This window comes from Flavisolibacter ginsengisoli DSM 18119 (genome assembly GCF_900129295.1).
Classification (GTDB): domain Bacteria; phylum Bacteroidota; class Bacteroidia; order Chitinophagales; family Chitinophagaceae; genus Flavisolibacter; species Flavisolibacter ginsengisoli.
Map to the genome: position 1 here is coordinate 93,411 of NZ_FQUU01000005.1, position 26,924 is coordinate 120,334.

The following is a 26,924-nucleotide window of genomic DNA, read 5'->3' on the forward strand; positions in this document are numbered from 1 at the left end:
CGGTCAATGTAATTCATAACCATACCCCCGGGGGTAGGACTAAAAAGGATTTCTTAAAACAGGGAAGGGCATTACTGCTTCCCGTATGTTTGCAAAATGATGTCAACCGAAGCTGACGGACAAAATATTTCTTTTCACCCCATAATAAAGATTGCTGCTAAAGTAGTTTCCTATGTTTTCCATCCATTGTTTATCCCCGTATACATTGGGTATTTCTTTATTTATATCCTTAGGATCTTCCCGCAATTCACTGAATGGGACAAGACAAAGCTTTTAATCTCCTTCACGGTTAATTATACCGTTCTTCCGCTGGTAACGATACTATTGACAAAGGGGCTGGGTTTTATTAGTTCCATTTATTTAAAAACGCAGCGGGACAGGATCATTCCCTATGTGGCCACTGGGATATTTTATTTCTGGATTTGGTACGTATTCAGGACCCAGGCTTTTCCAAAAGAGGTTGTGATGTTCAGCCTTGCCGTTTTCCTTGCCTCCAGCCTTGGACTTATTGTAAACAGCTATATGAAAGTGAGCATGCATGCCATTTCTGTAGGAGTTGTCAGTGCGCTGTTTGTTATTATGGGTTTTCTTTCAGGAGATAACATTGGTGCCTATATATCTATTGCTCTTTTATTGGCAGGACTGGTTTGTACGGCCAGGATGATCAATAATGAACACATACCTGTTGAAGTATACACCGGGTTGTTTATTGGCATTCTTGCTCAACTGGTGGCTTATCTATTCATTTAGCTTTAGCTTATCTACATCTAATAAAAAAGCAGACAAATGCCTGCTTTTTACATTAAGAGGTTGAATTTAACCGTGCAGGGTATCTGCTAATTGCATTTTAGGCAGCCCCATGGCTTGTTCCATATTCACTTCGTAGCAGAAGTTTTTAGCAAATTCCCCGGCATTCTTATCCAGGAATTGCTGGACATCCTGTGCAGAATCGGCTTCCCAGATACAGGTACCGGTTTTACCATCCTTAGAAGGAAAGACGCTTTGTACTTTTAAATTACCGGGCAGATTTTCAGTTACTTCTTTTGCTCTGCTCCAGAATGCAACAGGATCGCTGATGTTGTGATGTGCAATGACTAGCATTGTTTGTACATTTTAAGGTTAAAAAATATAGCCAACACAGGTCAGAGTAAAAATGGTCTTCTCGAAAAAGGGAAAGATTGGAGGAAGCGGGGAATGTAAAAGCTACATCTAATCAGAGAGATCTCCAAATAAAAATGGCATGGGGAAGAAAGGGTGGTAATTGAAAGATTATATAAAAGAAAAAGCCCAACCATAGGGTACGGTTGGGGCTTTTATCATCCATCCTTGTTTGCGTCCAAATCAGCCATTTAGTACAGTGGATCCGTGCAGATACTTCTGAGATGGGTGATAGATAAACAAGGTAGTTCCGTTTTTGATCGTGTTGATCACTTCTGAAGCTATTTGTTGTGGAACAGCAGGGCATCCCCAGCTTCTTCCCATATAACGGCTTCCCAGGCGTTGATCCCCGATATAAGGAGCACCATGGACTACAACGGCCCTGGCTTCCGCTTTATCATTAAAACCTTTTTCCAGTCCTTCCAGCCTTAAGGAAAGGCCATGCTTACCGAAATAAGTATTCTTGGTTACATAAAATCCCAGGCTGCTTTGCAGCGATTCGGGCCTGTTGGAAAAACGTTCTGCATATTCCAAACCTGAATTCCTGCCGTGTGCCACATAGGTATGAATCAAAACTTTAAGGTTCTTTACATCGATCACATACATGCGCTTTTGATCAGAGGGCTGGCTAAAATCGCATACCGTTAAGATGTCAGGGTTTCCTACTTCACCTTTTTCCTCCAGCTTTTGCTGTCCTTCATAGGCATAAAGCAAAGCTTCTTTGGTAAGGCCAAGGTGGTCAAGGTTCAAACTATCATAAATGGATGAGGCAACAGCTTCTGCAGACAAGGCAGTAGAAATTGCTGTGCGTTCCGGGCGAAAAGATGTAGCCTTTAAATTTTTATTACTACCTGCTTTTACTACGGGAAGCAGTAAAAAGGTGGCAAGAAGGCATAACATGGATAATGGCAAATAAAACTTTCTCACTCTCCTGGGGTTTTTCGTGGTTATTGGAACGCCACTGGGTGTGAAAATATTATGTAACTATCACACTTGCAAGCAGTTCCTAAGAATAATTTAGGAATTGGGTACTTTTCTCGGGATTGGGATAAAAGTACTAAGAGTTTTTACGAGAAAATCATTTCACCCTGTTAATATCCCTTTTCTTAACAATGAATTCAGAAGAATAAATACGGAGCAAAAGAATGAACATTGATATAAGTAATGGACCGAATATCAACCCTATAAAACCAAAAAGCTGAACTCCAACGAGCACTCCAAAGATGGTGATCAGCGGATGGATATCTCCCAGCCATTTATTAAGCAAAAAACGGAAAAGGTTGTCTACAAGGCCCACCAGGCCAAAACCCCATATGCCCATAGCTATCCCCTTTCCAGTTTCTCCCTGGGCAAAAAGCATGATGGTTAGTGGCGCATAGATGAGGGCTGCACCCACTACTGGCATCATGGCAGCAATGCTGGTGGCCGCAAACCATAGAAAAGGTTCATTAATCCCTATGATCAGGTAGCCGATCAGCGCTACCACACCCTGTATCAATGCTATCAGGGGAATACCTATGGCATTGGAAACTACCATTACTTTCACTTCCGCCCCTATACGCCCTACGTTATCGTCAGCTAATGGAATGTACTCGTACAGGGAGTTTTCCATTTTCCTTCCGTTGACCAGCATAAAATAAAGTATGAAGTACATACTGGCTATCAGCATCAATGTATTCAGTGTAACACCCAGAGCTTTAGGCAGCAGTTCTGTGATGTATGTACCTATTTTATTAATGGCATTAGGGTTGATGATCTCGTACCCGATCTTTTTACTTACCTGGTCCGCAGCCCTTTTCAGTGAGTTCAGCGTTTCGCTGGAGTGTGTAACCACGTAACTGATTTTGGAATAAAGGATATTACCCAGCAAGCCTGTAGGTAATAAAATAACAAAAAACGAAAGCAGCATCAATACCCAGGCTGCACTTCCGTAGCCCCATCCCTTTACTTCCGTGAGGTAAAACATACGTTCGCGCATCAATACATAAAATGTTACAGCCCCCAGGAATGCAGGTAAAAAGAACCAAAGCTGGTTGAACAGGACGATACCCAGGAAAATTATAACTGCAATAAAAATGATCTGCCGCAGTAAGTTGGTATCTATAGTGCTCCTGTTCATATACTTTAAGCAAATTACTAAAGGATGAGCAGAAATATGTAACAGGAACTTTAATGTAAAGATGTGTAAGTAACCATTCAGCCACTTAGCATTGCCAGGGTTTTTCAGTCAAATGTTGTTTAATCACTTTTGGTTGTAGTACTACTCACCGAAGAACTGAAAACACCATATCGTGCTGCTATTTCAAGTATGTCAATGTTTATCTCTTTAAGCGTTTTGAATCTAATGCAATATCCGCTCACATTCGCCTTTCCAAGTTGTTTCCCAAATGTTTGTGCTAAGTATGTCTTATCACTTATACCAAGGATATATACAGAGATCCCGGTTTTATTTGCACTGATACCAATTTGAAAAAATTCCCTGGTTTTTCCATTGGCATATTTTATTGTGTAAGCCCCATATCCAATTGTAGGGTTATTGATTGTTTTATTTTCATTGTTCTTACCCTTATCGAACCACAATTTACCTCCGGGCAGCACTTTAAGCAGGAGTCTGTGCAACTCTTTCATGTCACTGCGTTTTGGTTCAGGCAGGCAGGTAATATAATCTGTGATTTGCTCCTGTACGTTCATATAAAGTCAAATTTCGTGATGCTGTTTATACCCGGTTTAATTTACCGCAGCTTCCTTAATAGAATTACAAGTATTGAATTAGCCTGGTTGACCAGGTTGCGTGTACCTTGTTACCTGTGCTTTTTTCTATTCGCTTCCCTTTGCTCTAACTGTGTCTGCTAGTTTCTTGGGGGCAACCTCGCAATAAGCAGTTGTCAGCGCATCAATAAACAGGTTTTTCCTCACTTTCGTCATTTCAATAATTGTCCAACCTTGCTTACCCCATTTATTATCAACCGGAAAAATGATGGACTTATCGACACACGAAAAAACATTTTGGTCTATTGCTGATAGTTTAATGCAAGCCCTTTTCTGTAAAGCATCATAGGTGGCAAATATTTTATTCTTTACCCTGAAAGAAGCTTTTTGAAAATGAAGCTCTTCTTTTGTTTCAGGAAACGAAAGCGCCAGGCTTCTGAAAGTTTCAATTGATACCATTGCCAAACTAATATATTATAAGGGGTGCCTTCAAGGTATAGTCCTAATGGGAATTTACATTCACTCTTATGGCCTGTCCACTATATAATTCAGTTCAGTTACCCCCGAAGTAAACTGCCGGGTGGTCAATAGCTTGAGTTTTATTTTTTCCTTGATGTCTACAAACAATGGAATGCCCTGGCCCAGGATAATTGGATTAACAAATAGCCAGTAGCCATCAATCAGCTTCAGTTGTATAAGGGAATGCGTTGCTGTGGGACTACCAAAAAGCAGGATGTCACTGCCTTCCTGTTGTCTGATTTCATTTATTCTGTCCGAAAGGTTGTCACTGATAACTGTGGTGTTATTCAAATCAGCTTCTTTCAACGTTTTGGATAAAACCAGCTTGTGAACCTGGTTATACCATTTTGAATGTTCAATATCATGCTTGCTCGCATCCGGTTCTGACCCTGCTGAAGGCCAGTAACTTTCCATCATCTGGTATGTTACCCGTCCATATAATGCAGTGTCGCCTTCGCCTATCCGCTTTCCGACATGATCAAAGAGTTCTTCATCCACTTTAATCCAGTCCATTTCTCCATTCGGTCCTGCTACAAATCCGTCAAGCGATATGTGCATAAATGAAATTATTTTCCTCATTGGTTTTGTTTTTTAATTCTATGTATTGTTTACTCCTGTCTTGTAACAATATCCATTACCCTGAATGACTTGTCGATGGACTATTGATCAAGGCCAGGTTTGCAAATATTCTCAGCAAAATAGAAATAAAACTTTGAACTTATTCTTCTGCCCCTATTTAGGAAGGTTAGTGGTGGTAACCGGGCAACTTTACGATTTGCTATTACAGATTACATCAAATCAATCCAGTATACTAAATGCGCACTATGTCATTAAAATTGTAACACTCCTCTTAAATCCTATTCCTTCCTCCCAATCCCAGTTCTACACCATCACCTTCTTCCACCGTCCCTTCTTAAACAACACAACGGCAGTAACAGTAATAAGAGTTTCTGCCACCGGTATGGCAATGAACACGCCTGTCGATCCCAGCTTAAAATATTTGGCCAGCAGGTAGGCCAGTGGTATCTGGAACAGCCAGAAACAAAAGACATTGATCAATGTTGGTGTCCTGGTATCCCCGGCACCATTAAAAGCATTGATCATCACCATGCCCACACCATAAAAAATATAACCGGTGCTGATGATGCGCAAAGCCCTCGTGGCTATTTGCGCTACCTCTGTTTGCAGGGCGAATAAGGAAACGATCGGTTCAGCGGCAAACAAAAAGAGCAGGGAGACCATGCCCATAAAAGCGGCATTATATTTCGCGGTCTTGATCACTGCTTTTTCTGCCCGCTGCGGATCCCGGGCACCCAGGTTTTGACCTACTAATGTAGCTGCAGCGTTACTGGCTCCCCAGGCGGGCAGCAAAAAGAACATGATGATACGCAAGGCTGTCTGGTAACCTGCCGACGCAGCACTATGCCCTGTTTCTGCTACCAGTTCTGCCAGGAAGATCCAGCTGCAGGAAGCAATGATGAATTGCAAGGTAGCAGGCCAGGCTATCTTCACTACCGATTTGATCACATCCCATTCTGCTTTGATGGCATGGCGTGAAAGCTTTACCAGGCTGGAACCATTAAAAAGATGGTAGAGCTGGTAACATACACCTATGCTCCTGCCAATGGTGGTAGCCATTGCTGCTCCTGTGAGACCATAGGCCGGCACCGGACCCAGCCCGTTGATCAGCAAGGGGCAAAGAATGATATTGCAGATATTAGCCAGCCACAGGCTTTTCATGGCTATGGAAGCATCTCCGGCACCCCTGAATATACCATTGATTAGGAACAGCAACATAATGACAACGCTACTGCCCATCATGGTCCTGGTATAATGAACACCCATTTGAAGGGTCATATCCTCTGCACCCATCAGTCGCAGTATGTCGCGGGCGTAGATCATTCCAAAAGCACTAATGATTAGGATAGTTACAACAGCTACCAGCAAGGCCTGCATAGCTGCCCTGGCAGCGCCTTCAGGATTTTTCTCACCTATCCTGCGTGCTACGATGGCTGTAGCTGCCATACTCATGCCTACGGCAATAGAGTAGATGATCGTCAGCACAGATTCCGTAAGTCCAACAGTGGAAACAGCATGCTTGCCCAGCTTACTGACAAAGAACAGGTCCACCAAAGCAAATACACTTTCCATAGCCATTTCCAGTATCATGGGAATGGAAAGCAGGAGAATAGCCTTGCGCAGACTTCCTTTTGTGTAATCCTGTTGGTCCCCTTTAAGAGCGCTAACAATAAGAGTATATACCCGTGAAATAGTTGTGGTTGATTGGCCTGGCATGATCAGGATTGAAGTTTACTGGTAAATAATAGGAAGGCAATTGCTTCCGGATAAACTAACTGGGAGAATCGTCAGAACTTCATATGCGGCCTTTAAGATGGCTCAAAACTATTATTTCTTTTTCAAAACCTCAAGGTATTGGCTAATATATTCATCAAGGTATTTGCGCCTGTATTGCATGATGAACCGGGGATGAGGTACAATTTCAATGGTTTTGAACCATTTGTGTTTTTCATTCAACGCTAATAGGTACTTGTAATTTTTTTCACCTCCTATACAGATCACTCTTTTCCTGTTCACCTTATAGGATAGAAATCGTTCCATATTACGTGTAATAAAAGGCTGAACAGCTTTCACCAGGTCCTTGTCATCATAATAGTTGATGTTCTTTCCACCCTTAATAAATCCAAGCGGACATACAGACCCAATAAAGAATTTTGCATAAAATGGTTTCACGCCACCATAGGCATTGATCACTTTATAAATAAACTCGGCGGATAGTTCCGATCTTTTCTTAAAAGGATGGTCTATGTCACAGTATTCTTCCAGCTCTTTCGAAGCAGTAAAGTTTACGCCTGTGATACCCGCTCCAAACCTTCCGGGGTTAATCCCCAGCAACAATGTTCTTTCATTACTGTCGTCATAAAACTTATTGCAAAATGTTTCCACGATAGAGATCACTTCAGGATTTTGCTGGGGGTATAGCCACTCCACATTGTTGGGAAGTTCTACTGGTGGCTGTAATGCTTTATAATAGTTTATTAGGTGTTGAGCCCAGGTATTCTCGTCATTCATTTTTGTAATAGTTTCATGCTCATCAGTTTTACCTGGTGGCAAGAAGATTGACTGCAAAACTATAGTACAATGGAAGAATTGCTTTTATTAAAAAGCTTATCAAAACACGCTGAATGGAGATGAACACTTATCCGGGCCAGCCTTTCCCATTAGGTGCTACATGGGATGGTAACGGGGTCAACTTTGCTTTATACGCGGAAAATGCGAAAACTGTCGAATTATGTTTATTTAATTCTACAAATGCCGAGGTGGAAACATACCGCATTCGCCTGCGCGAAAGAACCAACCATGTATGGCATGTATACATACCCGAACTGTTCCCCGGGCAATTGTATGGTTACAGGGTGCATGGCCCGTACGACCCGGAAAGCGGGAATCGCTTTAATCCTAACAAGCTCTTGATCGATCCCTATGCAAAGGCTATTTCAGGAACCATCCAATGGCATGATGCCTTGTTTGGATATAAAGTAGGCAACCCTGCTGAGGACCTGAGTTATAGTGAGCTGGACAGTGCTCCCTTCGTTCCCAAATCTATTGTTATCAATCCCAATTTCAATTGGGAGGGTGATACACAGTTGAAGTTGCCACATTATAAGGCCATCATTTACGAAACGCATGTAAAAGGGTTTACTATACAGCACCCGGATATCCCTGAAGTATTAAGAGGCACCTATGCCGGTATGGCCCATCCTGTAACAATAAAGTACCTGAAAGAATTGGGCATTAATGCAGTTGAACTTATGCCGGTACATCATTTTATCACAGACAGGCACCTGCATGAAAACAACCTGACCAATTATTGGGGGTATAATACCATCGGGTATTTTGCCCCGGATGTTCGGTTTTATTCCGGAGATGGCGCCACCGGCGGGCAAGTGAATGAATTTAAGAAGATGGTGAAAGCTCTGCACCGTGCAGGTATTGAGGTGATCCTTGACGTAGTATATAACCACACAGGTGAAGGCAGCCAGTTAGGTCCGACGGTTAGTTTCCGTGGAGTTGACAATTGTTGTTACTACAGGCTTACAGAAAATAAGCGCTATTACAAGGATTATACAGGCACTGGCAATACACTGAATGTACGACTGCCTAATGTGCTCCGGCTTATTATGGATAGCCTGCGCTACTGGGTATTGGAAATGCATGTGGATGGTTTCCGATTTGATCTTGCCTCTACACTTGCCAGGGAGCTGCATGATGTTGACCGCCTCAGTTCTTTTTTTGATATCATTCACCAGGATCCCATCATCTCTCAGGTAAAGCTCATTGCAGAACCATGGGATATAGGCGAAGGAGGATACCAGGTAGGTAAGTTCCCTCCGGGCTGGGGAGAATGGAATGGAAAATACCGGGATTGCATGCGCGATTACTGGAGAGGGGCTGACAGTATGCTTTCTGAGTTTGCCGAACGCTTTACCGGCAGTTCCGACCTGTATAAGGCGGATTTCCGAAGGCCCACTGCCAGTATCAATTTTATCACAGCCCATGATGGCTTTACTTTACACGACCTGGTCTCTTACAATGAAAAACATAATGAGGCTAATGGAGAGAATAACCTGGATGGCGAAAATCATAACCGTTCCTGGAACTGTGGGGTTGAAGGTCCTACCGATGATGAAGCAATCATTCAACTGCGTAAAAAGCAGGTAAGAAATTTCCTGGTCACGCTATTCCTGTCACAGGGAATACCTATGCTGGTGGCAGGAGATGAAATGGGCCGCACCCAGCGAGGAAATAATAATGCTTATTGCCAGGACAATGAAATATCGTGGATCAACTGGAAGGACCGGGATAAAGAATTGATCCTTTTCACCCGCAGGCTTATCCATTTCTATAAGCACCATCCTTCGTTTACCCGTAAGCGTTGGTTCAAAGGCATCCCTGTCAATGAATCTAACCTGCCCGATATCGCCTGGTTCCTGCCAGACGGAAGTATAATGAGTGAAGAGAACTGGAAGCTTGACTTTGCCAAATCCCTTGGCGTTTACCTCAACGGGCTTGCGCTAAGAATGAAAGGTGAACAGGGAGAAGATATCATGGATGACAGCTTCTATATCATTTTTAATGCAGCTCATCACCCCTTGAGATACAAATTACCTGATGAAGAATTTGGCACAACCTGGATACAGGTGATCGATACCAATACAGGCCATATAGAAGAACCCACCAATATTTATAACGCCGGTGAAGTGATTGAAGTTGCCGATCGTTCTGTAGTTGTATTGATTCAACCCTATTCCTGATGATGAACAGTGAAGAACACAAAATACCAGGCATAAGGCTAAAAAATAACAAGGCACAGGTGAATGTATGGGCGCCGCTTGCAAAGGAAGTTGTTCTTCTGATGGGTCCTTCACTTGAGTTACCGCTTACCCGGTCAGGCGAAGGGTATTGGTTCTTGCTTTCAGGCGAATTACAGGAAGGTGACCGCTACCGCTTTCGTATTGACAATAAAGAATATCCCGATCCAGCATCCCTGTCACAACCTGGTGGTGTGCATGGTCCTTCAGAGATCATAAACCTTGATAGTTTTCAATGGACTGATACTGACTGGAACAACCTGCCTTTGCAGGACTATATCATCTATGAACTGCATGTAGGCACATTTACACCAGCAGGCACCTTTGAGGCTATTGAAGACAGGCTAGACTACCTGCTACAACTGGGCATAACAGCCATCGAGCTCATGCCGGTAGCACAATTTCCCGGTCAGCGCAACTGGGGATATGACGGGGTATATCCCTTTGCGGTGCAGAATTCCTATGGCGGGGCAAATGGACTGCAGCATTTGGTAAATGCATGTCATGAAAAAGGTCTGGCTGTCATACTGGATGTGGTCTATAACCACCTGGGACCTGAAGGCGCCTACCTTGGCGCCATAGCACCATACTTCACTGATAAATACCATACACCCTGGGGAGATGCCATCAACTTTGATGATGCCTGGTGCGATGGTGTCCGGGACTTCTTCATAGCAAATGCGCTTATGTGGTTCCGTGACTTTCATATCGATGCATTGCGACTTGATGCCGTACATGCCATAAAAGATATGAGCCCGGTGCACATACTGAAGGAGATCAGGATACAGGTGGACGATCTGATGCAGCATACTGGTAAAAACCATTACCTGGTAGTGGAATCTGACCTGAATGATCCGCGTTATATCAATCCCCTGTCCAAGGGTGGTTATGGCATGGATGCGCAATGGGTGGATGAGTTCCACCATGCGCTAAGGGTTACAGCTTCAGGTGAACACTATGGATACTATTCCGATTTCAATGGCATAGCCCACCTGTGTAAATCCTATACCGATGCCTACGTATACGATGGACAATATTCTGAACACCGGAAAAGAAAATTTGGAGCCAGGGCAATAGATAATCCCGGGCAGCAATTCATAGTATTTTCCCAAAACCATGACCAGGTAGGAAACAGGATGCTGGGAGAACGCACCAGCCAGTTGTTAAGCTTTGAAATGCAAAAGCTATTGGCCGCAGCGGTTATATTCAGTCCCTATATACCGCTTTTGTTCATGGGAGAAGAATGGGCATCAACACATCCTTTCCAGTACTTTGTCGACCACTCCGATCCTGAACTTGCAGAAGCGGTGCGCAAGGGGCGAAGGGAAGAATTTGCAGCTTTTCATGCCCAGGGAGAAGCTCCCGACCCCTTATCAAGGGAAGTTTTTGACCTGTCTACCTTGCAATGGGATCAACTGGAGCAGGAGCAGCACGCCACGATGCTGCATTATTACAAAACCTTGCTTCACCTTCGTAAAACCCACCCGGTATTAAAAGATTTAAACCGCAAACACGTGCAGTTAGCCTGTGACGAGGTAAAACAAACAATACAATTATGTCGCTGGCACCATAATGAATCTGTATGGTGCCTGATGAATTTCTCCCGCGAGGTGCAAACACAAAGCATATCCAACCCCAGCCCGTTGATGACTATCCTGGATTCAGCCAGTTCACAATGGAAATTGGGGGAGGACAAATCCATTAAAGACAGGCCAGGAAACAACACTAATGTGTTTGTATTGCAACCAGAGTCCTTTGTTCTTTTAGGAACCAGGCCATTCACCATTCAATTATGATCAATTATGTACAATCCTGTATCAACATACCGCATCCAGTTTCATAAGGAATTTACTTTCGACGACCTTGAAAAAATATTGCCCTACCTGCAGGAGTTAGGGGTGACTACCGTGTATGCATCACCGGTATTCACTGCCATGCCTGGCTCTACCCATGGGTACGATGTGCTGGATCCCACAACCATCAACGCAGAAATAGGTACCGAAGAAAAGCTGCGGCAGATCAGCCATATGCTACAGGAGGCTAACATGGGTTGGCTGCAGGACATTGTTCCCAACCATATGGCCTACGATACCCGTAATCCATGGATCTTTGATATACTTGAAAAAGGCAGGTCTTCTATTTATGCTGATTTTTTTGATGTAGCCTGGACAAGCTCTTTATTCCAGGGTCGTTTGATGGTCCCCTTCCTTGGCAAACCCCTTGAGGAAGTGATTCAAAACAATGAATTAAAACTGGAGTACAAGAATAACAGGTTTGTGTTAACCTACTTTGATGCTGCATTTCCGCTGCATCCCCGGTCATATGGTACGCTTTTTAAAGCCGCAGGAGGTGCACAGGCCTTCCTCATCCTGGTCAATGAAATTGAGAACCTCCATAAGGCAGATGACCCGGGCATTTACAGGCAGCAGTGGCACGAGCTGTTGATACAGGTGGATGGTATCATGCGCAATAAAGTATTGAAAGAACCGGTTGAAAAACTGCTGGCTTCTTATAACAATGACCCTGCAATGATACAGGCATTGGCGGAAGAACAGGTGTACCGTTTATGTGACTGGAAGGAAACAGATGCGCATATCAATTACCGGAGGTTCTTCACTGTCAATGGGTTGATCTGCCTGGATATCCAAAAGCCGGAGGTTTTTAAAGCGCACCACCAGCTGGTAATGCAACTGGTAAAGGATGGTGTGATACAGGGATTACGCATTGACCATGTGGATGGATTGTACGACCCCACTCAATACCTGGAACAGCTACGCAACAGTGTTGGGCACAACACGTATATCGTTGTTGAAAAAATACTGGAAACCGGCGAGTCCCTTCCTGCCACCTGGCCTGTGCAGGGCACATCAGGTTACCATTTTTTGTCACTGTTGAATAACCTGCTGACAGAGAGCAACAACAGACAGGCGTTCATTGATTTTTATGAAGAGCTGGCAGGCCGGCAACAAAGCATACAGGAGCAGGTATGGGAAAAGAAAAGACATATCCTGTACCATCATATGAGTGGTGAGCTGGAAAATCTTTTCCAATTACTCATGAATTCCAACCTGGTAGCGGTGCCTGATTATGCGCAGATTCGAATAGAAGATATCAAAACCGCAATGGCTGAATTCCTGGTACATATACCTGTCTACAGGCTCTATGGCAACCATATGCCTTTCGAAGCAGAGGAAGTAAAAAATATCGAAACGGTTTTCGAACAACTAAGACAATCACGTAGCGACCTTGTCGCAGCTATCAATCTACTCAGGGATGTCTTATTATTTCGCCCGGTAAACAGTAAAGAATATGCGAAGCAGGCACTGCATTTTTACCAGCGGTGCATGCAGTTTTCGGGACCACTGATGGCAAAGGGCGTGGAAGACACCCTCATGTATACCTATAATAACTTTATCGGCCATAACGAAGTAGGCGATGCGCCAGGCGCCTTTGGAATAAGCACGCAGCATTTCCATTCTGCCATGATAGAGCGACAACAACAATGGCCCTATGCACTGAACGCTACAGCCACGCACGATACAAAAAGAGGAGAGGATGCCAGGGCAAGGCTCAATGTGCTCACCGAGCTACCTGGTCTTTGGTTTCAAAAAATACGTGAGTGGCAGGAACTAAACAAGCCGCTCCGAAAAGATAGTATACCAGATGGCAATATTGAATATTTGATATACCAGGTGCTTGTCAGCACTTACCCTATGAGTGGGGAGCATACCGATAGTTATGCCGGCCGCCTGCAGGAATATATTGAAAAAGCACTCCGGGAAGGGAAAACACATTCCAACTGGGCCTCCCCGGTAGCTGCTTATGAATCACAGGCGAAACAGTTTATAGCTGCCTTACTGCAAACCAAAACACCATTTTATAAAAGCCTGCGCAGCTTATTTGATATCATAGTTGATTTCGGTATTGTCAACTCACTGGTGCAACTGGTATTGAAATTTACCTGCCCTGGAGTGCCCGATGTGTACCAGGGTTGTGAAGCCTGGGACCTGAGCATGGTAGATCCTGATAACCGCCGCCCGGTAGATTACAAAAGAAACAGGGAGCTGCTTTCAGCCATCATGCAAAAAGAGGGCAGGAAGAATTTCCACCATGACCTTTGGCAGCAGAGGCATCACCCGCAACTGAAAATATGGATGACGCATAAGCTTTTCCAGTTGCGCAAAGCACACCCTGTACTGTTTGCAGAAGGTGAGTACCAGCCACTGGCTGTGGAAGGAAAATATGCGCAGCATGTCCTGGCATTTTCCAGGAAGCACAAAAAACAATTATTTATAGTCGTGGTGCCGCTGCACCTGGCTAAAATGGCGGCACACCAAAATACCATCTTTGAACAGCTTAATTGGGAAGACACGCGTGTTTTGCTGCCAGCCAATGCCGACCCCGAATGGGAGCATATCCTGCTTGCTACAAAAGACAAACATGAAAAAGAAGTACAGGTAAGCCATTTATTTGCCGGCCTTCCGTTTGCCATTCTTAAAGGCAGCATACCATCTAACCCCCGGGGCTCTGGCATCCTGCTGCATATTACTTCCCTTGCTTCTCCCTATTGTATTGGAGATATGGGACCAGAAGCCTATGCTTTTGCTGATCTTTTAAGCCGCACCAACCAACGTTTCTGGCAGGTGTTGCCCCTTACGCCTACAGAAGAAGGCCAGGGCAACTCACCCTATAGTTCGGTTTCAAGCAGTGCTGGCAACACGCTGCTCATAAGTCCGGATTTGCTGGTGAAAGAAGGTTTATTGAATGAGGAAGAAGCAGCTGCCTGTCGTTTGCCTGTTCAAAGCGCAGTAGATTTTCCCTTGGTATTGGGCATGAAACAACAGCTTTTCCAAAAAGCTTTTGAAAGGTTTATGCAGGGTCATTTCCCCAACATGGATAAAGCATTCCGGCAATTTGTGAGCAGGGAAAGAGAATGGCTGGATGATTTTGCCCTGTACATATTGATCAAGCAAATGTATAGTGGCAAACCCTGGTATGAATGGCCTGAAGAGCTGAAACTCAGAGATGCCAAAACATTAAAAAACCTTCAGTCGGAAAATAAAAAAGGGTTGGAAATGATCCAATGGCTGCAATTCATTTTTCACCGGCAATGGAAGGAATTAAAACATTATTGCAACAAGCTGGATATACAATTCATTGGAGACCTCCCTATTTATATTAGTTACGATTCGGCAGATGTATGGGCTCATAAAGAGATCTTTTACCTTGACCGGGAAGGCAACCGCATATCCATGGCCGGTGTGCCCCCTGATGCTTTTAGTGAAGATGGCCAGCTTTGGGGTATGCCCGTGTACCGCTGGGATGTGTTGAAGAAAAAAAATTATTACTGGTGGATAGCCAGGCTTAGAAAAAACCTGCAGTTATTTGACCTGCTTCGCCTGGATCACTTCAGGGCATTTATAGATTATTGGGAAGTGCCTGCAGGATCGCAAACTGCCAGGAGTGGTCAATGGGTAAAAGGCCCTGGTGCCGATCTTTTTAATGCAATAAAGAAGGCTTTTGGCGATCTTCCATTTTTAGCAGAAGACCTGGGAGATGTGGATGAAACTGTTTTTGCCCTGAGAGATCAGTTTGGACTGCCAGGCATGAAGGTATTGCAGTTCGCCTTTGGAGGTAATATGCCTCGTTCATTGCATATCCCGCATCAGTATACCCCTCATTTCCTGGCTTATACGGGCACCCATGATAATAATACAGTCACCGGCTGGTGGTTGGATGAAGCAGGTGAATCCGCCAGGAAAGCACTGGAGGAGTATACTGGCATTCAACAAACAAGGGAAAATGTAGCCGAAACCTTTTGTCGCATGGCAGCTGCTTCTGTTGCCAATACTGTAATCTTTCCTATGCAGGATGTTATGGGCCTTGGATCCGAAGCCCGCATGAACAAGCCTGCCACCAGTAACGGCAACTGGTCCTGGAAGTTATTACCCGGCCAACCGGGAATCAATGAAGAAGAAAAATTAAAACACTGGACCTGGTTGTACAACAGGCAGTGAGCATACATTATAAAAAAATGCCGGCATTGCCGGCATTTATGTTTTTAATAACCCTTGTAATTTCCCCCGGGACCATCATTATGAAAGCTTTTTCTTGGCCTTTCAGCAGCTTTCATGTTTTTTCCAATGGATTCATCTTTTTTGTTGTCCTTCCTGTTCTCTTCCGTCCTTGAAAGATTTGAATTCCCCTGTGTTTCCCGACTGCTTTCCAGTTGCCCGGAATGGGTTCTGTCGTTTGTATTGTTATCCATAGCAAAGCGTTTCGTTATCATATTATATGCAAAAATCATGCTTGACTACTGCCTTGTTTAATGGAATATGTTTATAATTAGACACTTATAAATTCAAATAACAGTCCATACTAAAAGATGAGCTACGGGATTCCCTGTTCTGGGCCTAACAGTAAATAATTTCCTGCTCATTTCAATCTAGCTGCATTTCACCTGACATGGATGCATAGCTCTGCTGCTAAGTGTTTACCATTAAGTCACCACAAAGGGTCGTTGGTATAGTCAAATAAGCTGTTTGTGTAACATTTTTCTCAGTCCTCCACGGCATGAATACGTTTGTGCCTGAAACGAAAACATCCCCATTTTAAGATCACCCGGGATATAAAACTTAAGTTATGAGATCATTATTTCTGCTATTAACCATGACCATCGCCCTTGCTTCCAATGCCCAGGAAGTATCAGGCCTGGCTAAAGACGCCCAGGGCACACCACTGAACGGTGCCACCATCACCTTATTTAAAGCAAAAGATACTTCGGTAGTCAAGCTTTCAATTACTAAGGAAGGCAACTACAGTTTTACTGATGTAAAAGAAGGCGAGTACCGTGTAGGGGCTTCCTACGTGGGGTACAACTCACAGCTTTCCACTCCATTCACTGTGGCAGGTACAGCTGTTAAGGCGCCTGAGCTCCTGTTAACCAAAGCAGCTGCCGATATGAAAGGCATCGTGGTAACAGCTAAAAAGCCAATCATCGAGGTAAAGGCTGATAAGACCATCCTGAACGTAGAAGGTACCATCAATGCCACTGGTTCCACAGCATTGGAATTGTTGCGCAAATCACCCGGTGTGACTGTAGATAAAGATGACAACCTCAGCCTCAGCGGCAAGAATGGCGTGCAGGTGTATATTGACGGCCGCCCAAGTCCACTATCCGGACAGGACCTGGCCAACTACCTCAAGTCAATGAACTCCGCCGAGATAGATGCTATTGAATTGATCACCAACCCTTCGGCTAAATATGAAGCAGCAGGTAATGCAGGCATCATCAACATCCGTTTGAAAAAGAACAAATCCTTTGGAACAAACGGTTCCGTCAATGCAGGATTGAACATAGGTCATTATCCAAAATACAATGGAGGCATTTCATTGAACCACAGGAATAAGAATGTTAACCTGTTTGGCAACTATTCTTACAATGAAGGAAAGAATTACAATACGTTGAATATTCACAGAACAGTTGCTGATAGTATTTTTCAAACCCTTGGCACCATCATGTTCAATAACAAGAGCCATAATTTCAAGGCTGGTGCGGATTACTTTATTGATAAGAAAAATACAGTGGGTGTCATGGTGAATGGATCCTTCAGTGATCCTGCTATCACAAATTATGGACGCACCACCATCTCTGACCAGGCAACGAATACAGTAAACAGGATCCTGGTGGCAGATAATAAAAGCTCCATGAAAAGGGATAACCTGAACTATAACCTGAATTATAGCTTCACTGACCCCAAAGGTCAAAGCCTTACTGTCAATGCAGACTATGGCAATTACAACCTGCACAATGACCAGTACCAGCCCAATTACTATTATGATGCCTCTGGCCAGAATAAGATCAGCAATGTGATCTACCAGATGATAGCACCATCAAATATTGATATCTCTTCTTTGAAAGCTGACTGGGAGCAGAACTTTGCAAAAGGCAAACTTGGTTTTGGTGGAAAGACTGCATTTGTAAAAACCGACAACGACTTCCAGCGCTATAATGTGTACACCAGCGGAAACGAGCTGGATAAAGACCGCAGCAACCGCTTTACCTACAAGGAAAACATCAATGCCGGTTACCTGAACTATAACCGTCCTTTTAAAGGATTCATGATCCAGGCTGGCCTTCGTGTAGAGAACACCGTTACAAAAGGTGTGTCTAATGGACAGAAAAAAGGCGATAATGGTTATGTTGGTTACGATTCAACATTTGATCGCAACTATACTGACCTGTTTCCAAGTGCAGCCATTACGTTCAACAAGAACCCAATGAGCCAGTTGAACCTTACCTATAGCCGCCGAATTGACCGCCCGGCTTACCAGGACCTGAACCCCTTTGAGTTCAAGCTGGATGAATACACCTTTATGCGTGGTAACATCAACCTGCGCCCGCAATACACCAACAGTTTTGGTATCACGCATACCTATAAGTATCGCCTGAATACCTCGTTGAACTATAGCCATGTCAAAAACATGTTTGTGCAGCTACCTGATACAACAGAGAAGACAAAAAGCTTCCTGTCAAAGAGAAACCTGGCTACGCAGGATGTTGTAAGCTTTAACATCAGCTATCCATTCCAGTATAAATCATACAGTGTGTTCGGCAATATGAGCGCTAACTATTCTCATTATGTAGCTGATTTCGGCACTGGCCGTAAGGTAGACCTGGATGCATTTGGATATACTTTCTATGCACAGAACAGCCTGAAGTTTGCCAAAACATGGACAGCAGAACTTTCCGGTTTTTACAATGCACCTACCATTTACCAGGGAAGCTTTAAAGCCAATGCTTTATGGAGTGTTGATGCAGGATTGCAAAAACAATTATTGAACAATAAGATCAATATAAAGGCTTCTGTGAGTGACCTGTTCAACAGCCTGAAGTTCAAAGGTGTTACGGAATTTGCAGGACAGAAGTCTGAGTTCAGCTCTAAGTGGGAAAGCCAGCAATTCAAGTTGAGCCTTACCTATCGCTTTGGTAACAATGGAGTGAAGGCAGCCCGCCAGCGCAACACCGGCGCCGAAGAAGAAACCAAAAGAGTAAGCAACGGCGGAGGTGGAATTGGAATCGGTAACTAATAGATAAAGTTTGAAAGGTAAAGGAGGGTCATACCTCCTTTTACCTTTTTATGAAATGTAAAAATTAATACGGAAATTGAATCACTGACCTGCCCCTTTTGAAAAAATAATACATGAAGTTTGCTAAACGATATAGTTTCTGGAAGATCTTTTGGGTAGTCGTTGGTCTATATACCGTATTTGGACTGATAGGCATCCTGGCTGTGTCACTTATTCCCAAGGAAGCCAACAAGCTGTCATCCATATTTACATGGAGGATAGCTGTTAAAACAGTGCTGAGTGTTTTGTTTGCCACTGTTTTCTATTACGTCAGCATCAATTATTACTACCACTTCATTAGTGCCAAAAAGAAACTACTGCACTTCATCCGTTTTTCAGTGATCCTTGTCCTTTTCAGCTTTGGCTACCACATAGCTTCTCATTTCCTTTTTCCTGAATCCACAGGCGAAAATGATGCAAATGCCGCTCTCGTGGTCTTTGGAGTATCCATCAATACTATTTTCTTTATAGGAGTGTCACTCCTGATTGCCTACCTCACCAACCTGCGAGATCAGCAAAAGCAGCACAAGGTGCTGGAGGCCCAGAAGCTGCAGCTGGAGATAGAAAAGTCGCAGGCCAACTTTAATTTCCTGAAGGCACAGATCAACCCGCACTTCCTGCACAATACCCTGAATTTCCTGTATGCCAAATCACTGCCCTATTCTGCCGAACTTTCTGAAGGTATCCTTACGCTGAGCGATATCATGCGCTATGCCCTGAGCGAGGGAAATGCAAAAGATGGCAAGGCCCCGCTGAAAGACGAAATAGAACATGTGCGCAATGTTATTAAGATCAACCAGCTTCGTTTCAGTAATAACCTGAAGGTCCATTTCGATGTGGAAGGCGTGGTGAATGGCGCCCAGATCATACCCTTTATTCTGATCACCCTGGTGGAGAATGCATTTAAGCATGGTGACCTCAAAAGCACCGAGCATCCTATAGTGATCAAATTAAAGGTGAACCATGACAGCCTGTATTTTTATTGCCAGAACAGGAAGAAAACAGGTCCCAAAGAGCTGTCAACGGGTATCGGATTAGATAATATCAAAAAACGTCTCGACCTTGCATATGATAGCCATTACCAGCTTCTCATCAGGGACGAAGCTGACGTTTATACCACCGAATTAACCATTAACCAGTTATGATCAACTGCATCATAGTAGACGATGAGCAACATGCCATTGACATCCTCACACACTACGTTGCGCAAACCCCGCAGCTTACCCTGGTGGGCAGCACCACCAATCCCATTGAGGCCCTGCAACTGGTGACCACGCAAAAGGCTGAACTGGTATTCCTGGATATACAGATGCCCGAGCTTTCAGGAATTGATTTCATCAAAGCCCTGAATGGCAAGGCCAAGGTGATACTGACAACCGCCTACAGCGAGTTTGCCCTCGAAAGCTATGAGCTGGATGTGGTGGATTACCTGTTGAAGCCAATTCGGCTTCCACGCTTCCTGGCAGCCGTGCAAAAAGCTGTCAAAGACCTTGGTGAAGAAGAAGTAGCTTCCCAGCCTTTAGCTGCTGAAGATGATTATATTTTTGTCAAAACAGAATCCAAAGGCAAGCTGCTCAAGATCAACCTGGCAGACATTGATTACATCGAAGGGATGAAGAACTACGTGGCCATTTACCGCGCCGGTCAAAAGACCCTGGTATATACCAGCATGAAGGAGATAGAAGAAAGATTGCCTTCTCCCTTATTTATCCGGGTACATAAATCCTTTATCATTCCCGTCCCGCGCATTACAGGTATTGAAGGCAACATGGTGAAGCTGGAGGGTGTAACAGCGGAAATATTGATAGGGGATAGCTATAAGGCCGATCTTATGGAGATCATCCGCCATAAAATGATACAGTAATAGCCTGGCTGCTTATTCCTCTTCCTGAAGCACCTCCCCAAAAAAGTTGCCGCAAATGGGGCAATAGATCTCTATAGCGCGGGGCAGGTATTCAAAACCTTTTTCCGTTTCATAGCCCTTGCCGCTCCAGCCGCATTCTTCGCAATTCAGTTCCTTTCTTTCCAGTGAGATGAAATCAAAGTTCATAGTATGGGTTCGTAAAAATTAGCTATTCCGGGGATTGATCATCAAATTGTATTCCCAGGCATGTGCCCACCTGTTTCCTGGCTTCCTGCAGGTTAAATGTATGGTAGTTTGAAGGGCTACCTTATTAAGTTTTTTGGTATTTCCTGGCCTTTGCACTTTTTTGTTATGTCGTTGGCTGGCTTCTCACGCATAGGATGGCTTGGCTTTCCCTGTTCACACCTGACAATTTTTCCTTAATGAATACCCCCGGCCTGGTAATTACCACCATTTTCGTTGCTCCGGGCCCCCAACTTCCTGCTATTATGCAACGGCTATGTACCGCCTATGTGCCGCCTATGTAACGGCTTTGTAACGGCTCTTTAAAGAGGCGGTACATAGGCGTTAGAAACCTGTAAGACGGGTGTAAGAATGTCAGGCTACAGGGCTTTGTGCTTCATCGGATTTCCGGGGAAAATGGTTTAGGTTTTTCATTTTTCATTTAACTTCCTGTAAAAACCATAATGGAAAAGAATAACCCCGGGGCATATGCGCCAGTGAATGGCATCAGCATGTATTATGAAATTCATGGTGCGGGCAACCCGCTGGTGTTGATACATGGCGGCGGTTCATCTATCCATACCAGCTTTGGTACCCTCTTGCCCATGCTGGCAAAACACTATAAGGTGATCGCCATGGACCTGCAGGCGCATGGTCATAGTGGTGACAGGGATGCTCCTGAATCTTTTGAGCAGGATGCGGAAGATGTGATAGCACTGCTGCAAAACCTGGGCATCAGCAAGGCGCATATAATGGGCTTTAGCAATGGGGGCAATACGGCAATGATGGTGGCGCATAAGTCGCCGGGGTTGGTGGACAGGCTGGTAGTGATATCTGCTTTTTATAAGCGCGAAGGAATGATCCCCGGTTTTTTTGAAGGAATGGGAAAGGCTACCCTGGAGGTGATGCCAAAACAATTACAGGATCATTACCTGCAGATCAATAACGATCCGAAGGGATTACAAAATATGTTTGAAAAGGACCGGAACCGGATGGCCACATTTACCGACTGGAGTGAAGACATATTGCGATCTATACAAACGCCCACGCTGGTGGTTGTTGCTGACCGGGATGTGATGACCCCGGAGCATACAGTGGCCATGGCAAGGTTGATCCCCAATTCACAGCTCATGATCCTTCCAGGCACACATGGTTCTTTCATTGGTGAAGTGTGTTCCATTGTAGAAGGCAGCAAAATGCCGGTGTTGTTTATAGAGATGGTGAGGGAGTTTCTTGGATGATAGGGGCAAGGATGGTTGGTGGCAGGTTGTACTAAACAAAAATCGTATCTGCATTTGTTGGTGGTTCTAAATTCGATGGCCGCGATTCATGCATATATTTTGCGGAACGTTTCAATTTTTAAACATTTGAATTGAGGTTTGACTGCAAATCATAAACAATGATTCCCTGTCATCCTGAGGCACGAAGGATCTTTGGATTGCATTAAAGCGACGCCGATGCTTTATAGGAACTATTACGCATGCATAGATTAGAAACCTTTTCCTTTTTTTTAATGTTAGGTCGTTGAGGCTTAAATAGTTTAAGGCTGCTTATGCTTTTGCCACAGATTCCGCCTATGGCGGAATGACAGGGTCAAAACGGAGCGATTGCAGGCAGTGCTTAATTCGATGGTCGCCATTCATGTAACTATTTTGCGAAACTTATCAATTCTTAAAAAATTGAATTGATGTCTGACTGCAAATCATAAACAATGATTTTTGTCATCCCGCCGCAGGCGGGATATTTGGACTGCATTAAGGCGGTGTTGATGCGTTATAGGAACTATTATATATGCATAGATTAAAAACCTTTTCCTTTTTTTAATGTTAGGTTGTTGAAGCTTAAATAGTTTAAGGCTGCTTATGCTTTTGCCACAGATTCCGCCTATGGCGGAATGACAGGGTCAAAGGGTAGTCAATTGCAGTCAGTAAAATATTCTGTGTGAACTATTTATTAATGCAGGCGTTCAATAATCACCTGGGGTCCCCCTGGCTAACTCACAAAGCTCAAAAGGGTAGACCCCTGGTGGAGTGTCAGTATTTTTAAATTTAGGAGGGCCTTCTGCATCGTGCCATCATTTGTACGTATAGGTAATGACGTTATCCGTTGAACAAAATCCCCCTTTGGCAATCTTACAATGTGCGGAGTGACCGAGGTCCCCCTTTGAAGGGGGAAAGTAGACAGTCTGCATATCGAACGCGTACAAAAGGGGGATTTTCTAACTGTAAAGAGCAAGTCAAAATGGAAAAGGTCATCTTTTGCAAGTTCTGCAAACTGGTTTGTACTGTTGAACGACGCATTGCCTCGCCCTGCTGCCGCAAAACTGAATTTGACATGTCGGTTTTTGCCAATGGATTTACATCAACTTTAAATTACTTGTCATCTTGCTTTATAAATTAGTGTCACCTCCTGAACTATATTTTCTTGTATAAAAGTTCGTAGTTTTTTGTCATAGTCAATTTGTAAAGTGTCAGATGATAACCATGTAAAATTTATAGATGATGAGTCCAGCCACGTTTTGCCATGATCTGTGTCAACCGTAAAAGCATTTCCAACTTCTCCTTTGTCAAGTGTATGGTCATTGTCGCAAACTGTTACTTGATATGAGTCAGTGACAGTCGCACCAGCTTCCTTTAAAAATAAAATTGCTTTTTTGTGATGTCGCTTGTTTGAACTTTCCTTTATTAATGTGTTTGTCCCTGTGTTGCTCATTAAAGAACATGAACTCAAAGTAAATGACAAGATGAATATTGCCTCTGGGAATTTAAGCATGTGTCAAATGTGCTGGCATGTAACGGACAAGGCTTGCCGAAATGCCGGCATTCCTTGTTCTGTCGTTTGATTAAAGATATAAAGTCAAATAGAAATACAAAAGCCTGGATATTATTCTTAAACCGGCAATGGAGTAAGGCTATTTTGTGGGTTCGTGCACTCAATATTTCTGTCTTAAGAGTAAAGTGTCATCCATTATTTCTACTACGGTAAATTTCTCCAATGACGCGCCATTAGAGAAGTACCCAAATATTTTTGATACTTGTTTATCTCTCTGTTTGAACATAATTCCATAAGCTCCGTCAGTACCCTGTTCGTCCATAGATAATTTATACCGCACCTCTTCTCCAGGTTTAAGACTCAGAAAATGCCTTGTTTTGATGTTACTTGGCATGAAATATAAAGAGTCAATTTTTGAGTTGCTTTTGTTATAAACAATAAACCTTGCTTTCCCCATATCATGACAGGACATCATGGAGAAAAGTAAAATACCAAAACAGCCTTTTAGTAATGTTTTCATATCATAACGCAAATGCATTTGTTGGCAGCAGTAATTAGTCAAACAGCTCGTCTCCAATTTCTAACAGACTATTATCTCTAAAGTCTACCAAAGTTCCCTTCCGTGTTTTCCTGTTGCCCTTTATGTTGGTTGTTTTTTCTGTTTTCAGATTAATAACTTTTATTCCGATTTTCTGTTTATTTCCAACAGCAAAATAAGTGTCATAAATAACGTACTTAAAATCTTTGTTCGTAAATACTATATAATTCAAATCCATCCCTTCATTTTTTGTCCCGCCACCACGCAAGTAGAATGAGTATGTAAAACTTTTCCAACTACTTTTTGATTTGTCAGGAAATTCAAATTCTATTTTGTCTCTTGTCCCGAATCTGTAAATGATGTATTTATTTGCCGAGTCTTTATTTAATGTCACCTGTTTTCCGTTGTAAGTGTCAAATGAAAAAATCACGGTCTCGTTTGGCAAAGTAAAAGTCTGACAAAATATCCTTGTGGATAAGGTTAAAAGAACAAGTAAGATACTAGATCGAATAATCTGAAAAGTCATAGTATAAGATGTCAATGAGTGCGACCAATTTAATCTCTTTTAGTTTATCCAATGCTGCCAGATAAGTGTTGTTGAAATAATCTAAAAGTCTGTGTTTCTTCAGCTTCACTTGTGCTTTGTTGCCGATTAAAGTTTTGTTGTTCAATTTAGTACTTCAGCCACTCATTTACAAACGCTATATTGTGCGTATTTTCATTAATGTTTCGCTTTATCTTAATCCTGCTTTTTCAAGAAATTCAATACAAATTGAATGGGGGTTTGCCCTTTTTAAGGTTTAAGAACCTTTACAACCATCCTTCCATTCTTATTATATCGATCCAATAAACGTTTTAACCCAGCCTGGGCTTCTTCTATTGAATTGTAACTATTGATATCATTTGTACATCCTGTAGCATTTTTACATGCTTGCTTAACTTTTATAGCAGTTGCTCTGACTCTGTCTAAAAATTCCGTTGTTAAGCAAGTGATTTGCGCAACCTCAGTGTGTACAATCATATTATTTTGAGAGGAGCCGATATCCGCCATTGGCCTGGAAATGACATAATAGTAATACGTTTTGGTTACCGGTATGTTGTTGTTAGCTGCTGAAAACTCATCGGCGGGGATGCTGAGAGCCGAAACAGCATTTTGAAAGGCTTGATTGGACTCTAGGTATTTTTCACGCACCAGGTCAAACTTCGCTTTGTCACTGACCACTTCCTTCAATGTTTGCTCAAAAAATGTATAGTCGGTTTTCACCGCAGGAGAAAGCAGCAGCACTTTTAGCCATGTCCACATCTTTTCCTCTCCAATCTCTTTTTCAATGGCTAAAAAAACAAGTGGTGCATAATAATATACGTACAACTCCCTGTTCCTGTAATCAGCTTCTGATCGAATTTTTTGCATTGGTACAGGAGTTAAATTGTTCATTGCCCGAACCTTTGATTTTAACTCGTCGTTGTACTTGCTATTGCTGATAAAGTTTTTGGTAATGCGCATGGCCAGAAACTCTGCAAAGCCTTCGGATATCATACCACGTGTTGCTGAATTGAAGGCACGGACCTTTCCAAAATAATAATGAGCCAGTTCATGCGCCATATATTGCAGAAAGCCAGTCCCTGTGCTTTTGTTTGCAAATGATTTCATGCCTTCATGCCAGCTCACACTAACAATGGTTGGATAGGACGCAAACATCCACGAGTTATTTTTGGATACCGGCGTGGTTTGAATGTATACCGCTTTACCCTTATAGGGAATGCCTAATTTGTTTTCCAAGTATTTTTGATAAGCATCAAGTGTATTTTCGAGTTGAGTAAGTTGTTGCTCGTCGGCATCCGGATTTAGAAAATAGTTGCCGTTAATCGCAACTGATTTAAAGTCACCCGAAAATAAGGTAAGGTCTTGTGGAGTGCTGCTTCTGACCTTCGCATGAGTGCCGGAAACGGGTTGACTACCATTTACATAGATCACGTTGCAATCATGACAGGTTATATCAAGGTCGTATGTTACATTTTCATAACTCCTGTCCGTTTTAACATCATATAGTATCGGGCACCATGCACTCTGAATTCCATCGGCCCGTAAGGTTTTGCCATTGAAGGCAATATTGCCTCTCCAGTCTACTGCACTTGTGGTATCGGTAATCACTGGATACATTCCAACGTAATTAAAATGCACGGCATGCGGGAGATATTTTCCTGATTCATTGTAGGAAGGAATATAATAGGCCAATGATTCACCGGAAGATAAGGTATCATCTTGGGATCTTTCGTATCGAAGTGGTAGCATACCTGGTTCCGCATTTTTGATATACCGAATATTCATGCCGGAATTCAACCGCAAATAATAATCACTGAGCTGTGGCATATTTGACAATGTGAGGTCACATTCAATAGTTCCTTTTCTAACAGATATCAAGATACGTCCCTTTACATGTGGGATAGTATCTTGTCCATGTATGGCCATGTAAAACATTGAAGTAATCAGCACTAGTAAAATGGATTTTTTCATATTATGGGAATACTATAATAAATATAAGTTATGTAATGAGGATCAAATTTCCGGTCAGGATTTAGTTGATTTGTTAAAGGAAGTGCCGCACAACGAGAATATTTGCGA

Annotated in this window: 22 protein-coding genes; 8 read left to right on the forward strand and 14 right to left on the reverse strand. The window is 43.2% G+C overall.

The genetic code is table 11. The features are described from left to right. The first annotated feature begins 96 nt into the window (after positions 1-96). A complete protein-coding gene (locus BUA53_RS07710) occupies positions 97-750 on the forward strand; it encodes a hypothetical protein (protein WP_139256369.1) in 654 nt (217 codons plus the stop codon). A gap of 66 nt (positions 751-816) precedes the next feature. Here the strand turns inward: BUA53_RS07710 and BUA53_RS07715 are convergent, their stop codons facing one another. From BUA53_RS07715 to BUA53_RS07750, 8 genes are all read right to left on the reverse strand, one after another. Next, positions 817-1,101, reverse strand: a complete 285-nt coding sequence (locus tag BUA53_RS07715) for a hypothetical protein (protein ID WP_072834786.1) — start codon at positions 1,099-1,101, stop codon at positions 817-819. Between the two features lie 240 nt (positions 1,102-1,341). Next, positions 1,342-2,085, reverse strand: coding sequence for a murein L,D-transpeptidase catalytic domain family protein (locus BUA53_RS07720; protein ID WP_139256370.1), 744 nt, complete (start codon positions 2,083-2,085; stop codon positions 1,342-1,344). Positions 2,086-2,236: 151 nt separating this feature from the next. Beyond that, the gene (locus BUA53_RS07725) at positions 2,237-3,277 is read right to left on the reverse strand and encodes an AI-2E family transporter (RefSeq protein ID WP_072834788.1); all 1,041 of its coding nucleotides are present in this window, start codon (positions 3,275-3,277) and stop codon (positions 2,237-2,239) included. A 119-nt stretch (positions 3,278-3,396) separates the two neighbouring features. After that, positions 3,397-3,849, reverse strand: coding sequence for a DUF1801 domain-containing protein (locus BUA53_RS07730; RefSeq protein ID WP_072834789.1), 453 nt, complete (start codon positions 3,847-3,849; stop codon positions 3,397-3,399). Positions 3,850-3,975: 126 nt separating this feature from the next. Then, on the reverse strand, positions 3,976-4,326 hold the full coding sequence (locus tag BUA53_RS07735) for an MmcQ/YjbR family DNA-binding protein (RefSeq protein ID WP_072834790.1): 351 nt from the start codon (positions 4,324-4,326) through the stop codon (positions 3,976-3,978). 66 nt (positions 4,327-4,392) lie between these two features. Further along, on the reverse strand, positions 4,393-4,965 hold the full coding sequence (locus tag BUA53_RS07740) for a dihydrofolate reductase family protein (protein WP_072834791.1): 573 nt from the start codon (positions 4,963-4,965) through the stop codon (positions 4,393-4,395). Between the two features lie 303 nt (positions 4,966-5,268). Then, positions 5,269-6,681, reverse strand: a complete 1,413-nt coding sequence (locus BUA53_RS07745) for an MATE family efflux transporter (RefSeq protein ID WP_084079889.1) — start codon at positions 6,679-6,681, stop codon at positions 5,269-5,271. A 111-nt stretch (positions 6,682-6,792) separates the two neighbouring features. Beyond that, positions 6,793-7,533, reverse strand: coding sequence for a uracil-DNA glycosylase family protein (locus BUA53_RS07750; RefSeq protein WP_217652955.1), 741 nt, complete (start codon positions 7,531-7,533; stop codon positions 6,793-6,795). 56 nt (positions 7,534-7,589) lie between these two features. On the opposite strand from BUA53_RS07750, the gene glgX reads away from it, so the two are divergent. From glgX to treY, 3 genes are read left to right on the forward strand one after another with little or no spacing between them, the layout of a single operon-like run. Further along, positions 7,590-9,719, forward strand: a complete 2,130-nt coding sequence (gene glgX, locus BUA53_RS07755; RefSeq protein ID WP_072834793.1) for a glycogen debranching protein GlgX — start codon at positions 7,590-7,592, stop codon at positions 9,717-9,719. Next, a complete protein-coding gene (gene treZ, locus BUA53_RS07760; protein ID WP_139256371.1) occupies positions 9,719-11,572 on the forward strand; it encodes a malto-oligosyltrehalose trehalohydrolase in 1,854 nt (617 codons plus the stop codon). The genes glgX and treZ overlap by 1 nt, the downstream gene beginning before the upstream one ends. Positions 11,573-11,578: 6 nt before the next feature. After that, on the forward strand, positions 11,579-15,793 hold the full coding sequence (treY, locus tag BUA53_RS21535; protein WP_072834794.1) for a malto-oligosyltrehalose synthase: 4,215 nt from the start codon (positions 11,579-11,581) through the stop codon (positions 15,791-15,793). A 44-nt stretch (positions 15,794-15,837) separates the two neighbouring features. Here the strand turns inward: treY and BUA53_RS07770 are convergent, their stop codons facing one another. Further along, positions 15,838-16,044: a hypothetical protein gene (locus BUA53_RS07770; RefSeq protein ID WP_139256372.1), complete on the reverse strand. Its 207-nt coding sequence runs from the start codon at positions 16,042-16,044 to the stop codon at positions 15,838-15,840. A 374-nt stretch (positions 16,045-16,418) separates the two neighbouring features. On the opposite strand from BUA53_RS07770, the gene BUA53_RS07775 reads away from it, so the two are divergent. The 3 genes from BUA53_RS07775 (at position 16,419) to BUA53_RS07785 (ending at position 20,769) form a co-directional block, all read left to right on the forward strand. Next, positions 16,419-18,866 carry a TonB-dependent receptor domain-containing protein gene (locus BUA53_RS07775; protein WP_072834796.1) on the forward strand — a complete coding sequence of 816 codons (2,448 nt, stop codon included), beginning with the start codon at positions 16,419-16,421 and terminating at the stop codon, positions 18,864-18,866. 113 nt (positions 18,867-18,979) lie between these two features. Further along, positions 18,980-20,050: a sensor histidine kinase gene (locus BUA53_RS07780; protein WP_072834797.1), complete on the forward strand. Its 1,071-nt coding sequence runs from the start codon at positions 18,980-18,982 to the stop codon at positions 20,048-20,050. Next, positions 20,047-20,769, forward strand: a complete 723-nt coding sequence (locus BUA53_RS07785; RefSeq protein WP_084079891.1) for a LytR/AlgR family response regulator transcription factor — start codon at positions 20,047-20,049, stop codon at positions 20,767-20,769. The genes BUA53_RS07780 and BUA53_RS07785 overlap by 4 nt, the downstream gene beginning before the upstream one ends. Positions 20,770-20,781: 12 nt before the next feature. On the opposite strand, the gene BUA53_RS21205 is transcribed toward BUA53_RS07785, so the two are convergent. Beyond that, positions 20,782-20,955, reverse strand: a complete 174-nt coding sequence (locus BUA53_RS21205; protein ID WP_175546035.1) for a hypothetical protein — start codon at positions 20,953-20,955, stop codon at positions 20,782-20,784. 500 nt (positions 20,956-21,455) lie between these two features. Here BUA53_RS21205 and BUA53_RS07790 point away from each other — a divergent pair, with 500 nt between their 5' ends. Beyond that, positions 21,456-22,232, forward strand: coding sequence for an alpha/beta fold hydrolase (locus BUA53_RS07790; RefSeq protein ID WP_072834798.1), 777 nt, complete (start codon positions 21,456-21,458; stop codon positions 22,230-22,232). Between the two features lie 1,138 nt (positions 22,233-23,370). On the opposite strand, the gene BUA53_RS07795 is transcribed toward BUA53_RS07790, so the two are convergent. The 4 genes from BUA53_RS07795 to BUA53_RS07810 form a co-directional block, all read right to left on the reverse strand. Further along, positions 23,371-23,763 carry a hypothetical protein gene (locus BUA53_RS07795; protein ID WP_072834799.1) on the reverse strand — a complete coding sequence of 131 codons (393 nt, stop codon included), beginning with the start codon at positions 23,761-23,763 and terminating at the stop codon, positions 23,371-23,373. Positions 23,764-23,923: 160 nt separating this feature from the next. Further along, positions 23,924-24,283 (reverse strand): hypothetical protein, encoded by a 360-nt coding sequence (locus BUA53_RS07800; protein ID WP_072834800.1) that lies wholly within the window; start codon positions 24,281-24,283, stop codon positions 23,924-23,926. Between the two features lie 34 nt (positions 24,284-24,317). Continuing rightward, entirely contained in the window at positions 24,318-24,746 is a 429-nt protein-coding gene (locus BUA53_RS07805; protein ID WP_139256373.1) for a hypothetical protein, read from the reverse strand. A gap of 348 nt (positions 24,747-25,094) precedes the next feature. Continuing rightward, a complete protein-coding gene (locus BUA53_RS07810) occupies positions 25,095-26,816 on the reverse strand; it encodes a gluzincin family metallopeptidase (protein WP_139256374.1) in 1,722 nt (573 codons plus the stop codon). Positions 26,817-26,924: the final 108 nt, after the last annotated feature.